Genomic DNA, 13234 nt, shown 5'->3' on the forward strand with positions numbered 1-13234 from the left:
TAAAAGAGTGGGGGTGGCCGCAGCCACCCCCACTCTTCTTCTCACTCTCAGGCTCCTCGATCCTGGTTATTCTCGAAGTAGCTACTCAATTCAGGACTGACTCGCGGGACGTCAAAAGGAACAGACCCCTCACGCAGCGACTTGGTGGCCAACACTCCCGCAGCGACGGCCTCGCGAGCCCCCAGTGGCGTTGTATCGGTCCGATCGCCTTTGGCAACAAAGCGCAGGAACTCATCCATCGTTGCAACATCGGCATCATCGTGTCCGCCAGCATCTCCCTTAATGGGGATCTCAATATCGCCAGTGGGCTCCCATCCGCTGCGGTGTTTCCATACGCGCACGACCCCGCCTTCACCATCACCAAAGTTTTCCGCTCGTCCTTCGGTTCCAATCACGGTGTAGTTACGCCAGTAGTCGGGGGTGAAGTGACACTGTTCGTAGGAAATCAAAGTGCCAGAAGCCTGTCTCATCATGAGCATGGACACATCCTCGACATCAATCACGGGATTAAGACCGGTAAGAGACGCAGGCGGCCAGTTATCGAAAGAGAACCAGTCACTCATGACCACATCAGACTTCTGCCCACTGCGATCAGTGAGCTTTCCGTAGAGCATGAGATCCCCCATGCCAACAACACGCTCGGGGACGGAATCAGACAGCCAGTTCATGACATCAATGTCATGGGCAGCTTTCTGAAGCAGCAACCCAGTTGTTCGACTGCGATCTGCATGCCAATCCTTGAAGTAATAGTCACCACCATTGCCCACAAAGTGACGGCACCAAATGGCTCGGACCTCACCGATCAGACCATCTTGTACAACTTGACGCAGAATGCGCACAACCGCCATGTGTCGCATGTTGTGACCCACATAGAGGGGAGTCTTAGTCCTATATGCGGTTTCAAGAACGCGATCAGAACCCTCAATAGTGATCGCAATTGGCTTTTCCAGATAGACCGCAACCCCAGCTTCCAAGAGCGCGCAGGTGATGTCTTCGTGAGTGTCATCAGGGCTGGTAACAATTGCGCAATCAATGCCCAATTCCAGCAGCTCATCAAGGGTTTCAAACCACGGGTAATCGCCCAAAACTTCTGTCGCGCGCTGACGCATCGCAGGATTGGGATCGCATCCTCCAACCAGTTCTGCAGGAATCGTGGCTTTGTGGCAATTTTCGGCAATGACGCACCGTGCGCCCAAACCAATCACGCCAACACGTAGGGGTGCAGACATTTTTAGCTCCATTCAGGGGTCATCTTTGACACCCCTATTATGCGCCCTCTACCCCCACTTATGCAAAGGTCTTGACAAAGTCCCCAAGTATGAAGCTCCGGCTCCTTACTTGAGCAAAAACCTGCGGAACTTCAGTGCTTCACAGCGCGATGAAGAGCCACGATCCCACCCGTCAGGTAACGGTATTGGACGTCACTCCACCCGGCCTCGGCAATCACGCGTGCAACTTCGGGAGCATCGGGCCACTCGCGAATCGACTCCGCCAAGTAGTCATAGGCAACGTCATCGGAAGAAGCCAGGCGCGCAACCAGCGGCATCACATACTGAAGGTGCAGTGAATAACCCGCACGCAGCGGCGCAGAGGTCGGCGTGGAAAATTCGCAGACAACCAGTCGCCCGCCCGGGCGCACAACGCGAGCCATTTCCTCCAGAGCACGCTTGGGATCTGGAACATTTCGCAGACCGTAGGAAATGGTGACCGCATCGAAAGACTGATCTTCAAAAGGAAGATCCATCGCATCGCCTTGGACGAATTCAATATCGGGGTGACGATTGCGCCCGACCTCGATCATGCCTGCGGAAAGATCACAGGCAACAACGCGCGCACCACTGCGCGCGATTTGCGCAGATGAGGCCCCCGTACCCGCTGCAAGGTCCAAAATCCGATCCGAGGGCTTCGGCGCCAGCGCATTCGTCAAAGCCTTCAGCCAAATAAAATTCATCCCGCCGCTGAGCAGCGCATTCATCACGTCGTAACGCGAAGAGACATCATCAAACATTGCGGCCACTTGATCTTGAGACTTGCCAAGATCTGCTCGACGCTGCTGGGAGGCGGTCTGTTCATTCATATGCATATTTTCCCATTTACACGCAACATCGGCACGCTTAAGTGGAAGCGCACGCAAGGCACTAGCATGGAAACATGCCCTCCGGACGATTTTCCCCGATCCCCACCCTGTACTGCTGGGTTGAGCGCATCGATCCTTCCTCCCCTCAGGGGCATCTTCCATTAACTTCTTTCCTCCCCACCTCTGAACTTTGCGCGTGGATTCGCGACGAGGCCATGGTTGGCTGGGGGCAGGCGTGGCGTTGGCAGCGGGGGAAGGACCGCCCTCCCCTTGTCGAGGCCGGCCAGAACGCTGCAATTACCGAAGCGGCGCGAGTGTGGGATTTAGTTCGAGAGAAAGCACAGATCCACTGGGCTGAAGGCACGCGCGACGCCTGGGGTTCTGATTCACCCGTCCTTCCGATTGCTTTTGCATCCTGCGCTTTTGAGGACGACGGGGAACGTGTTTTAGTTGTACCAACTTTCCTCATCATCACCCGCGGTTCGACACGTTTCTTGGTGACGAGCTCAATCGATTCGCGCGACAAGCCTGTACTTCACACTGAGATAATCGATCACCAACTCCCGCCTGCCGAAACGCTGAGTATTGGGCCAGGTGCTATGAGCGAGGAGGAATGGCGCGGCGCGGTTGATGAAATCATCAATGCTCTTCGCAATGAAGAGGCCGGAAAAGTTGTCATGGCCCGCGACATGACAATCATTTCTGACTTATCTTTCGACCAGGCTGCCTTGGTTGAGCATCTACATCTGCGTTACCCCCAAACCTGGACCTTCGCCGTTGAAGGATTAATTGGTGCGACTCCAGAAATACTGGTCTCCCTTCACCAGGGAAAGCTCCATTCGCGCGTCCTTGCAGGAAGCAGCAAACCCGAGGATGCGGATTCGCTCCCACTGTCACTCAAAGATCGTTCTGAACATCTCTTTGCAGTCGAATCCGTCGTGGCCGCACTCCTTTCTGTGGCGCAGGATGTCCAAGCACCTGTACGTCCCGATGTACTGATTCTTCCTAATATTGCCCACCTCAGCTCTGATGTATATGCAACTTTCCCGCAGGGAAGCGTTCTTGATGCGGTGGCACAACTGCATCCCACTGCCGCAGTGTGTGGAACTCCAACTGATGACGCGCTGGATCTCATCCGCGCCTACGAACGCACGGAACGCAAACGTTATTCAGGCCCGGTTGGCTGGATTGATGGTGCGGGAAATGGGGAATTCGGCATTGCCCTACGTTGCGGCCAATTAGAGAACAACGACCGCACCTTGAGAATCTTCGCCGGCTGCGGAATCATGCCAGATTCATCATCCCGCAGCGAATTGGAGGAGACTCAGACCAAGATGCGGCCGTTGCTCGAGGTTTTAAACCTTTAACTCAGTTCTCTGACTGAAGCGTGACCTTTACAGTGTTTTCTGCGCCATCACGCACGTAAGTGACGCTCACCTCTTGACCACCCGTGTAGCGACGAACATAACCGATCAAGGACTGCGCCGAGGTAACAGCGTTCCCATCGATCTTGGTGATGACGTCCCCAGCCTTCAACCCTGCAGCTTCAGCTCCAGACCCCTGGCTCACACCAGAAATCTGCGCGCCCGCACGGGTGTCGCTGCCTACTCGCGCGGCACCGGTACTGACAGTAACGCCCAATCGAGCATGATCAACTGTTCCGTTTTGAATGAGCTGATTGACAACCGAAACGACCAAGTCAGAAGGAATCGCGAATCCCAGACCGATCGATCCCGCTTCAGAGTTCGATGATGAGGAGAGCGATGCAATTGACGAGTTAATACCGATCACTTGGCCATATTCATTAAATAGCGGCCCACCGGAGTTACCGGGGTTGATCGAGGCATCAACCTGGATGGCATTCGTTGTGATCGCTTGACTCTGACTACCCTGCTGCTGAAGCTGACCGAAGGGATCCCTTGAGTTGTCCTGGTTTTGCGATTCCGAGGCCTGCACCTGAACAGGACGATTGAGAGCAGAGATAATACCTGTTGTCACCGTATTCGAGAGCCCAAGCGGCGAACCAATGGCCATAACGGGCTGACCAACCTTGAGATCAGAGGACTGCCCGAACTGGGCAGCAACAAGATCCGAAGGCGGATTCACCAAACGGATCACCGCAAGGTCAGTGCTCACATCTGTACCAACAGTCTTTGCTTCGAAGATCCTGCCATCGTTGAGGGTGACTTGAATCCTTCCGCTTCCATCAACAACCGAGGAAATGACGTGGTAGTTGGTGACGATATTTCCAGAGGAATCAACGATCGCACCCGAGCCAACTCCCGAGGAATTCTGAGCCGAAACAGAAATAGTGACGACAGCGGGAGACACGGTTTGTGCAACGTTCTCCCAATCAACTGCGGTTCCATCGGAATTACCCTGAGCTGGTGCGGAGGTCTGACTGACCAGCGGGGTTGTCACCGAAGAATGCAGGTTTTGTCCAATGACCAGGGTGCCTCCGACGGCCAGGCCTGCCGTGCAGGCCATTGCCAGCACAAGCGCTCCCCAGCCGGGTCCGCGTCGAGGGCTGCGCGTCTCAAGAAGTGTGGGGGCCGGACCTGCTGGAACTCCAGTTGGAGTTTCACCTTCTGCCGAGGCCTCGGGTGCAGGGGGCTGAGCAGAAGCAGGAGTATATGCTGCTTCAGTTTGAGAAGCGGAGGGAGTTACTGCAGGGAGCGGCGTAGTTTCGTGCTGCATCGGCGCAGACGCGCCGCCCTCTTGCGAGGCCGATTGCTGGGCAGGTTCTTGCGCGTCAGGCTGAAAGCGCGCATCACCTTGAGGAGTGGTTTCTTCCGTATTCATGACCAACCCATCTCATTTCGTTATCAAACCGTTACATTAGCATCCTACAACGAGCGCAAAAATGCAATATCTTCAGTCGGTCGAGAGATAGAGAGGTGCAACACCTCCAAACCATCAGCCTCTGTATTCAAAATCGCTCGAAGCTCAGACATTGAATTCACGCGACGAATCTTCGCCCCATATGCCGCCGCAAGTGCAACGATATCAGTACGCTGAGCGACTCCGAAATAGCGTTCATACACCGTCTCTGAAGCATGCTGACCATGCTCCAAACTCTTAAAAATCGAGCCGCCCTGATCATCCAAGACAATAATTCGACAGCGAGGGAATTCCTCTCCGAGAGGCATTCCCATCCCAGAGGCATCATGCAAGAAAGTTAAGTCCCCCATTACTGCATGAACCGTTGGCGGGCATTCATATGCTTCTTCCAATCGACGTGCCCAGCCAAGAGCAGTCGACACATTTCCATCAATTCCGGCAAGGCCTCGGCTCGACCACACCCGCTGGGGACCTCGGTGATCACTCGCTAAATCTCCCTGCGGATCGCAGCCTTGGCGTCCGGCAATAAGGTCCGCAACCCTGACGGGGTTCGATGCGCCAAGGAAAATATGAGAGCACTCTTGCCATACGGCATCAAGAACACCAATTTCACTGAGCTCATCACCATAGGAATTGATCAGTCCATCAACCCCGCGCGCCACCGATTGAGCACGCGCAGACAAGTCTTCACACAAAGAACTTTGGATGGCTGCATTCACGCGATCGGATCCGGTCAGGGACGAAACAACACAGCTTGCCTTGCCATACAGATCCGTCCAGGCTGCATAGGGAGAGACGATGATGACACGTTTATGAGAAGCCAGAAGCTTGTGGATCGGACGCGACAGTGTTGGACGGCCAGTGACAACAATTTGACCGATTCGCGCGACAACACCTGAATCCGCGCACAGAGTCTGCTGGAAGGGGATGAGGACTTCAGAGCTCACACCGGTAACCATGGGCTCGGCAAAAACCGGTACCCGCGAGCGCTCAGCCCAGCGCAATACCGAGTCCTGTGCGCCATGGCCGGCAATCACAACCGTTGCTAGATCGGGCTTGAGGACACTGCCCGCACTCGGTTCACGCACAATCTGGGACGGATAGACCTCGACTCCCCCGCCGCAATTTTCCCTCAGCTGAGCGCTTTGAGGAGCCTCGGCCTCGCCGCAGGGAGTAAGCGGATCGCGGAAAGCGCAGTTGAAGTGAATTGGACCTGGAGTACCGCAGGGATGACCAGCGGCAGCTGCAAGTGCACGCGCAACACGGCCAGGAACACTGGCCAATTCAGCGGTGTCCGACGAAAAATCCCATTCTTCGACGACGCGGCCTGAAAAAATTCCCTGCTGAGTCATGGTTTGGGAGGCGCCGACGCCATGCAATTCAGCGGGGCGATCCGCACTAATAGCGACAAGAGGAAGATGAGAGTAAAACGCCTCGCTCATCGCAGGATAAAGATGCGTGAGCGCACTTCCCGAGGTAGTAATCACGCAGGCACGCGCGGCGGGGGAAGCACTACCTTCCCCTAGCGTGAGCCCGAGGGCAAAAAACGCAGCCGAACGTTCATCTAGGCGAATGTGCACACGGATTGGGCTCTCATCCAAAGAGTCATACCGCGCAAGCGCATAGGCAAAGGGCGCATTTCGCGATCCGGGACAGTACACAAAATCGCGAATTCCACCGGCAATCAGGGAATCAATGATGCACTCAGCCAGAGCTTGTGAGGGGTACATGCTTCTACTTCTATTCTTAATCTTTAACGGTGGGATGCCATTGCATTCAGTCGATTCACCCAAGATTCACAGAGCTGAGAATCGAGTGCTGAGGGCGTGATCAGGCTTTCGTTCACGGCTAGATCAGTGGGAATCATATTTCCATCAACTACACGCACAGGCGAGAGCGCAGTATCGCCGCTCAATAGCGAGGCCGTGCCCAGACCACATGCGCGTGGTTCCTCATCTAAAGCGCAAGCCACCCGAGCCGCGTAATCCAAACCAAAACTGGTTTCCAAGGCGGAAGAGATCACCAAAGGCATGGGCAGTTCCTTGGCCAGCTGGAGGACTGCGGCCGCACCTCCCAGAGGTTCAACTTTGATAACGGCAACATCAGCCGCCTCAAGGCGAGCAACCTTGAGCGGGTCTTCCGCGCGGCGAATCGATTCATCAGCTGCGAGAGGCACCTCTTGTTTGCGCCGCAGCCACGCAAGGTCTTCAACGGCCATGCAAGGCTGTTCAACGTACTCCAGACCACCCACAGCTTGGGCTGCGCGGTTCAGACGCGCAATCCATGTCAGAGCAGTTTCTCTGCCCCAGGCACCGTTGGCATCAACACGCACCTTCGCAGACGACCCATGCAATTCAACCAGAGCCTCAGCGACGGCCTCGACACGTTGACAATCGCGCTCAAGGTCAGAACGTGTATCGGCAACCTTGACTTTTGCAGTCGCACAATCCGGATTATCGAATACTCGTCTGCGTGCATCTTCAGCCGAAATCACCGGAATTGTGACGTTGAGCGGCACTTTTTTGCGCCGAGGCCTCGGCGGAGCTACTCGGGCAGCTTCCAATGCGCTAGCAAGCCACGTAGAGGATTCGCTCGGGTCGTAATCCCAGAAAGGTGCGCATTCTCCCCACCCGTATTCGCCGCGCAAAAGAAGACCTTCGCGGACCTCAATATTGCGAAAACGTACGCGCATCGGAATTGAGTAGACCAGCAGACGATCGATGCCTTCTAAGACCATTCGAGTCTTGGTGGGAAGTGAATCCACAGAAAGCTCGTGGAGGCGAACAGCTGAAGACGTGCTGCCAGTATCCCCCACGGGCCATCTCCTATCGTTCAATAACCATTGCTGATCGCGGGGCAAGAAGAACGTGTCCCGTACACTCAGCTCCGCTGAGAAGATCTTGACCCACAATCCCAGCGAGTTCAACCGCACGATCAGAGTGGTTGAGAATGAAGAGGAAGCCTTCACGTTCTTGAGCTTCCACACCTTCAGGAAGGTCTGGGCACACAGGGCGAATTCGCGTGTAGGTCGTCCACAAGCGCAGCAGGACCGAGCGAGTCAACGCATCAAAGTCCGCAGCTGCGTACCAGATGCTTCCACGGCCAACTTTCCTGCGGGTGAGCGCAGGAAGCCCCGCAAGGTCGAGGCCGCCGCCTCGGCCATCAAAGTATGCAACGCACTCAGGCCCACCCTCCGAGGAGGAATCCCCGGGAATCTGCCACTGCAAACCGGCAGCGGGGGCAAGCTTTTCAGCCCAGCGGCCAGCGCGAAGGTCCAAAGCTGCTCCCCCAAGAAGATCCGCGCTTCGTTTGAGGGCCTCGTTATCGGTATCGATCCCGCACCAATCACAGGCCGCGGGGGTACTTACTGCGGCAGAAATCCGGTTCGCAGCCTTCTCGCGCGCATCATAAACACGCCCCTGGCTGGGACCGGTAAGGGTTGAATGCTCCAGAACCCGCACTCCCGCAAGATCAGAAAGAGAGCCGAGGTATCCGCCTAGAATTGCCCCCAGCTGGGAATCGACAACACCGCTTGGCGCGGTAATGACAATGTGTGCTCCGCGTTCAGCTGCCGTACGCAAAGCGTGAGTTATCTGCGGGTAGTCAATGAAAATCGCGGGAAGAATGATGAGATCGTAAGAGCTGAAATCATTGTCGACGCCCACAACATCAGTGGCGATTCCCGCTTCCCACAAGCTTTGATGCCAGGACTTAGCGGGCGCGAAGTTCCCCCACGAATCTGCGGGATTTTCAGAACTTATCGGACCGATCGCATAGTGGCGCGCCCACTCGCTCTCCCAGTCAATGACAACTGCAGCGCGTGAGCTCATGGAAGTCCCCGTAATGGGCGCCAAAGACTTTAGAGCTTGGCCGGTGCTCACAACATCCGTCCAGATCGGTGAATCTTCGCCAGAGTGCGGCACCATCCCGGCGTGGAAGGTTTCCGATCCCCTAGCGGATTGCCGCCACTGGAATTGGAGGATTCCATCTGCTCCGTGAGCGAGCCTTGCGATGGTCCACAAAAGGAACTGCCCCGGACGCTTGGGAGAGTTTTGGGGTCGCCACTGCACCGCACCGGGGCTCTGCTCCATCAGCAGCCAGGGAGCGCCATTGCCGAGGCCGCGCATGACATCGCCCTGCCACGCAATGTCGTGTGCAGCCTGAGGATCTGCGGGGTCCGGGTAAGAATCATCGGCGATGATGTCGCATAGTGGTGCCCACTTGCGGTAATCGAGAAGCGGGAAGGTCCCCATAAAATTCGTCGTAATGGGACGGTCCGAATAGCGACGAATCACCTCTCGTTCACGTTCCATCTGGGAACGCAGAGCGTAGTCGCTAAAACGACGCCAATCCAGCATCTGCCCGGGGTTGTAGAAGGTGGGCATTGCACGGGGAGGCTGAATTTCTTGGATCTCCCTATAGGTTTGGGACCAAAATGCAGTTCCCCAGGCCTGATTGATCGCCTGAATATCCCCGTATTTCTCCACGAGCCAGCGTCGAAATGCCTCAGCGGACTCATCGTCGAAACTCTCCGCCGTGTGACAGGCGTATTCGTTCGAAATGTGCCACATGACGACACCGGGATGGTCACCAAAACGGCGCGCCATGGCCTCGGTCAACTCGCAAGCTTTACGACAAAAAAGCTCGCTTGAGGGGTTGTACTGCTGGCGCGAGCCAAATCCTAAACGCACGCCTCGAGAATCAACGGGAAGGGTTTGGGGGTAGCGCTGAGCCATCCACGCCGGAGGGGAAGCGGTCCCATTGGCCAGGTCCACGCCAATTCCAGCACTGTGGAGCTGATCAATGAGGTCCGCCAACCACTCCAGATCGTAGTGACCTTCTTCGGGTTCAAGAGATGCCCAGGAAAAGATCCCCAGGGAGATCAGATTGACGCCGGCACGGACCATGCGTTCGATATCGTGTCGGTTGGTTTCCTTGTCCCACTGTTCGGGGTTCCAATCGCCGCCGTAGGCAATCGTGTCCATTAACCTATCCTTCCCAGCACCTCGTGGTGGATCGACAGCGGACTGACTATCCCTTCACAGAGCCAGCAGCCAGACCTGATTGCCAGTACTTCTGCAAGCCTAGGAATAGCACGATCAGGGGCAGAACTCCCAGAAGGGCACCCAGCATGACTGCACCCTTTTGGGGAGCAAAGTAGCTCATCATCCCGTACAAGCCCAAAGTGACAGGTTTGAGTTCAGGCGTCGAGACCATCATCAAGGGAAGCAGGAAGTTATTCCAGGTTGCCACGAAGATGAAGAGGAAGATCGTGACCATTGCCGGAGCAAGCAGGCGAAGAACGATCGTGAAGAACACGCGCGCTTCGGATGCGCCGTCGATGCGGGCGGCCTCAATGAGTTCTGTCGGAACCGAAGAATCCGCGTAGACACGGCCGAGGAACACGCCGAAGGGAGACACACAGCTGGGAATGAGGATCGCCCAAACAGTGTCGGTCAGACCCAGATTGTGGAAGACCACGTACAGCGGGATAGTGAGCAGGGCGACCGGCATGAGCAGACCCGCCATGATCAGCGCCATCGAGACATTACGCCCCGGGAAGGCAAACTTCGCCATTGCATAACCTGCTGCGACCGAGATCAGGGTTCCGATGACGCCGGCAGTTGTTGAGTAGAAGAGTGAGTTGAGCACCCAGCGCCAGAACAGACCTTGGGTCCATCCCATGAGCTTCGTGTAGTTATCTCCCAACTCAAAGTGACCAAACCAGAAGCCGTTGGTGGAAACAAGATCGGCATTCGACTTCGTCGCCGAGAACATCACCCAGATGATGGGCAGAACGAAGTAGAGCATGGTGAAGGTCAGAGCAACGATGGTGACGATTCGAGCGATCTTCGAGGGTGCGAGTGAACGCGGAGGCATTCCCTCGAGAGAGGGGGTGTACTGACGCCCGTCGGGCAGTGTGCGCGTGGTAGTACTCATCGGACGGTCTTCCTTTGCAAGAGCGCGTAGATCACGGCAAGTCCACCCGCAACCAGCGCCATAACGATTGAGATTGCCGAGGCCGGGCCATCGCCACCGGGCGAGATCTGACCAAACATGGTGTTGTAGGCCATCATCATGGGTGTGTAGGCGTTACCCATCCACCCATTTGCAGAGTGCATCACTGCGGGTTCGTTGAAGAGTTGAATTGTGCCGATGATGGAGAGCAAGACTGCCAAGAGGGCAGCTCCGGACACCATGGGGATCTTAATTTGGCGCACAATCTGCCACGAGGAAGCGCCATCAAGACGGGCTGCCTCATAGAGTTCGTGAGGGATTGATTGAAGCGCTGCCAGGAAGATCAGCATGTTGTAACCGGTGTAGGTCCACGTCGTCATATTTGCCATCGAGGCAAGGATTGGTGCTCCAGGAGCCATGAAGTCGATATGGATTCCAAAGGAATCGAAGAACTTCACGATCGGAGAAAGCTCAGGGGTGTAGATATAGAGCCAGACCATTGCGGCAACAATGCCGGGGATGGCGAAAGGTAGGAAGTAGGTCAGTCGGAAAAAGCCTGCGCGGCGGACCAAGAAGGAGTCCAAGACAAGGGCGAGGACAAGAGCTGAGATGATCATGAAGGGGATCTGGAAGGCAGCGTAAACAACGACTCGCCCCATACCGGACCAGAATTGGCCGGAGGTGATCACCATGGTGAAGTTTTCGAGGCCGACGAATTGATTTTTCAGTTCGCCGCCGCCGTATAGGCCTCCGCCACTTGCGACCTGACGGAAGAAGGATTGGTAGATTGCCACGCAAATCGGAACGGCAAAAACCAAGAGGAACATAATGAAGAAGGGGGCCATGAATGCCCATCCGGTTCGCGCATCGTGCCGCTCTCTGATGCGCCGGTTTTGAATGTCAGACTGCATGTATCAATCACCCTCGATTGCTGGCAGATTGTGGACTTTAAACACGGTAGGGGGTGTGGTTCCTCAGCGGAGAAACCACACCCCCTCCGCGATTAGCGCTTACTCAGCGACGGGAAGGTTTCCGTCCTTGAGTGCCTTCACGGACTGCTCCTGAGCAGCCTTGAAGATGTCGATCACCTTGCCGGAGCCATCACCTGCTGCGGTTGCAGCCTTGGTCATGGGATCGCCGAGGGTCGAGAAGAAGGGGATGTAGGGGAAGTTGGGAGCCAGGTTGGCGTTTGCCTTCGACAGTTCAGCGAAGACATCCTGTCCGCCGTAGAACTCCTTGACCGAATCCGGGGTCTTCATGGTGCCGGTCGTGGTTGCAACGACCAGGCCCTGGGAGACCAGAGCGTCGACCTGGGTGTTCAGCCAGTTGTTGAACTCCATGGCACCCTTGGGGTTCGAGCAGCCCTTCATGACTGCAACGCCGGAACCACCGTCGGGTCCGGTGAGAGCGCCCTTGCCGTAGTCAGGGAGCTGAGCAACTGCCCATTCGCCCTTGTTGTCGGTCTTCTCCAGGTCACCGGAGATAAGCGGTGCTTCCCAAGCGGCACCGATCGTGCCGATCAGGGTCTTGTCCGTCAGAGCCTTGGTGAAGGAATCGCCCCAGCGCTCGGTGACGAGAGTGGTCTTGTCATCGAGCATCGACTGCCAGAAGTCTGCAACGGTCTTGGCGGAAGCATCGTCGATATTGACGGTCCACTTGTCGTTTTCAGCCTTGTACCAGACGCCGCCTGCTGCAGCTGCCTGTGCAGACAGGTTGTACTGTGCTTCATCGGTCTCGAAGGCGGAGATGTACTTGCCCTGGGCTGCCGCGGTCTTGGCAGCGGCCTTGAACTCGTCGAGGTTGGTGGGAACCTTGATTCCCAGCTTGTCGAATTCTGCCTTGTTGTAGTAGTAAACAAGCGGGCCGGTGTCCTGGGGCAGGCCGAAGTACTTGCCACCCACGCCAACCTGCGAGAAAGCGCCAGCGGAGTAGTTGGCCTTGTACTGGTTGGCGTACTGGGTCACGTCTTCGAGAAGACCCTTGGTGAACATTTCGGGGATTTCTGCGTAGCCCAGCTGTGCCAAGCAAGGTCCAGAGCCGGCCTTAACGTCAGTTTCAAGCTTCTTGATCATTTCGTTGGCCTTGCCATCGAACTTGACCGCCTGAACCTGAGTGTCAGGGTGTTCCTTGTTCCACTGATCAACCAGCGAGGACACCTTGGTCATTCCTTCACCATCGGGAAGACGGTGCAGGTAGGTGATGGTCGCTGCCTTATCAGCAGATGCCGAAGAGCTTGCGGTGGAATCCGTCTTCGTGCCCGAACCCGAGCATGCAGTCAGACCCATCGCAGCGACTGACATGAGCGCGACAACGCTCATGGAACGGCGTGACATGTGCATGTTGTTCCCTCTCCATCGT

At 56.1% G+C, this 13234-nt stretch carries 10 protein-coding genes; 1 reads left to right on the forward strand and 9 read right to left on the reverse strand.

From position 1 onward, the window contains the following. Positions 1-47: 47 nt before the first annotated feature. Both RW023_RS01425 and RW023_RS01430 read right to left on the reverse strand, forming a co-directional pair. Positions 48-1229, reverse strand: coding sequence for a Gfo/Idh/MocA family oxidoreductase (locus tag RW023_RS01425; protein ID WP_315579545.1), 1182 nt, complete (start codon positions 1227-1229; stop codon positions 48-50). A gap of 131 nt (positions 1230-1360) precedes the next feature. Further along, a complete protein-coding gene (locus RW023_RS01430) occupies positions 1361-2077 on the reverse strand; it encodes a class I SAM-dependent methyltransferase (protein WP_315579546.1) in 717 nt (238 codons plus the stop codon). Between the two features lie 74 nt (positions 2078-2151). On the opposite strand from RW023_RS01430, the gene RW023_RS01435 reads away from it, so the two are divergent. Next, on the forward strand, positions 2152-3444 hold the full coding sequence (locus RW023_RS01435; RefSeq protein WP_315579547.1) for an isochorismate synthase: 1293 nt from the start codon (positions 2152-2154) through the stop codon (positions 3442-3444). A 1-nt stretch (position 3445) separates the two neighbouring features. Here RW023_RS01435 and RW023_RS01440 read toward each other — a convergent pair whose 3' ends face one another. The 7 genes from RW023_RS01440 to RW023_RS01470 all read right to left on the reverse strand — a co-directional run bounded on the left by RW023_RS01440 (position 3446) and on the right by RW023_RS01470 (position 13215). After that, positions 3446-4879, reverse strand: coding sequence for a trypsin-like peptidase domain-containing protein (locus tag RW023_RS01440; protein ID WP_315579548.1), 1434 nt, complete (start codon positions 4877-4879; stop codon positions 3446-3448). A 44-nt stretch (positions 4880-4923) separates the two neighbouring features. Next, a complete protein-coding gene (gene menD, locus RW023_RS01445) occupies positions 4924-6648 on the reverse strand; it encodes a 2-succinyl-5-enolpyruvyl-6-hydroxy-3-cyclohexene-1-carboxylic-acid synthase (RefSeq protein ID WP_315579549.1) in 1725 nt (574 codons plus the stop codon). Positions 6649-6671: 23 nt separating this feature from the next. Continuing rightward, positions 6672-7733 (reverse strand): o-succinylbenzoate synthase, encoded by a 1062-nt coding sequence (locus RW023_RS01450; protein WP_315579550.1) that lies wholly within the window; start codon positions 7731-7733, stop codon positions 6672-6674. Between the two features lie 10 nt (positions 7734-7743). After that, a complete protein-coding gene (locus RW023_RS01455) occupies positions 7744-9903 on the reverse strand; it encodes a beta-galactosidase (RefSeq protein ID WP_315579551.1) in 2160 nt (719 codons plus the stop codon). Positions 9904-9949: 46 nt separating this feature from the next. Further along, a complete protein-coding gene (locus tag RW023_RS01460) occupies positions 9950-10858 on the reverse strand; it encodes a carbohydrate ABC transporter permease (RefSeq protein ID WP_315579552.1) in 909 nt (302 codons plus the stop codon). Beyond that, positions 10855-11787: a sugar ABC transporter permease gene (locus RW023_RS01465; protein ID WP_315579553.1), complete on the reverse strand. Its 933-nt coding sequence runs from the start codon at positions 11785-11787 to the stop codon at positions 10855-10857. Before RW023_RS01465 ends, RW023_RS01460 begins: the two co-directional genes overlap by 4 nt. A gap of 99 nt (positions 11788-11886) precedes the next feature. Next, positions 11887-13215 (reverse strand): extracellular solute-binding protein, encoded by a 1329-nt coding sequence (locus RW023_RS01470; protein WP_315579554.1) that lies wholly within the window; start codon positions 13213-13215, stop codon positions 11887-11889. Positions 13216-13234: the final 19 nt, after the last annotated feature.

This window comes from uncultured Actinomyces sp., from assembly GCF_963542285.1.
Lineage (GTDB): Bacteria > Actinomycetota > Actinomycetes > Actinomycetales > Actinomycetaceae > Pauljensenia.

Coding starts and splice junctions, on each gene's coding strand:
- RW023_RS01425 (WP_315579545.1), bottom strand. CDS start 1,229: ATGTCTGCACCCCTACGTGTTGGCGTGATTGGTTTGGGCGCACGGTGC.
- RW023_RS01430 (WP_315579546.1), bottom strand. CDS start 2,077: ATGAATGAACAGACCGCCTCCCAGCAGCGTCGAGCAGATCTTGGCAAG.
- RW023_RS01435 (WP_315579547.1), top strand. CDS start 2,152: ATGCCCTCCGGACGATTTTCCCCGATCCCCACCCTGTACTGCTGGGTT.
- RW023_RS01440 (WP_315579548.1), bottom strand. CDS start 4,879: ATGAATACGGAAGAAACCACTCCTCAAGGTGATGCGCGCTTTCAGCCT.
- menD (WP_315579549.1), bottom strand. CDS start 6,648: ATGTACCCCTCACAAGCTCTGGCTGAGTGCATCATTGATTCCCTGATT.
- RW023_RS01455 (WP_315579551.1), bottom strand. CDS start 9,903: ATGGACACGATTGCCTACGGCGGCGATTGGAACCCCGAACAGTGGGAC.
- RW023_RS01460 (WP_315579552.1), bottom strand. CDS start 10,858: ATGAGTACTACCACGCGCACACTGCCCGACGGGCGTCAGTACACCCCC.
- RW023_RS01465 (WP_315579553.1), bottom strand. CDS start 11,787: ATGCAGTCTGACATTCAAAACCGGCGCATCAGAGAGCGGCACGATGCG.
- RW023_RS01470 (WP_315579554.1), bottom strand. CDS start 13,215: ATGCACATGTCACGCCGTTCCATGAGCGTTGTCGCGCTCATGTCAGTC.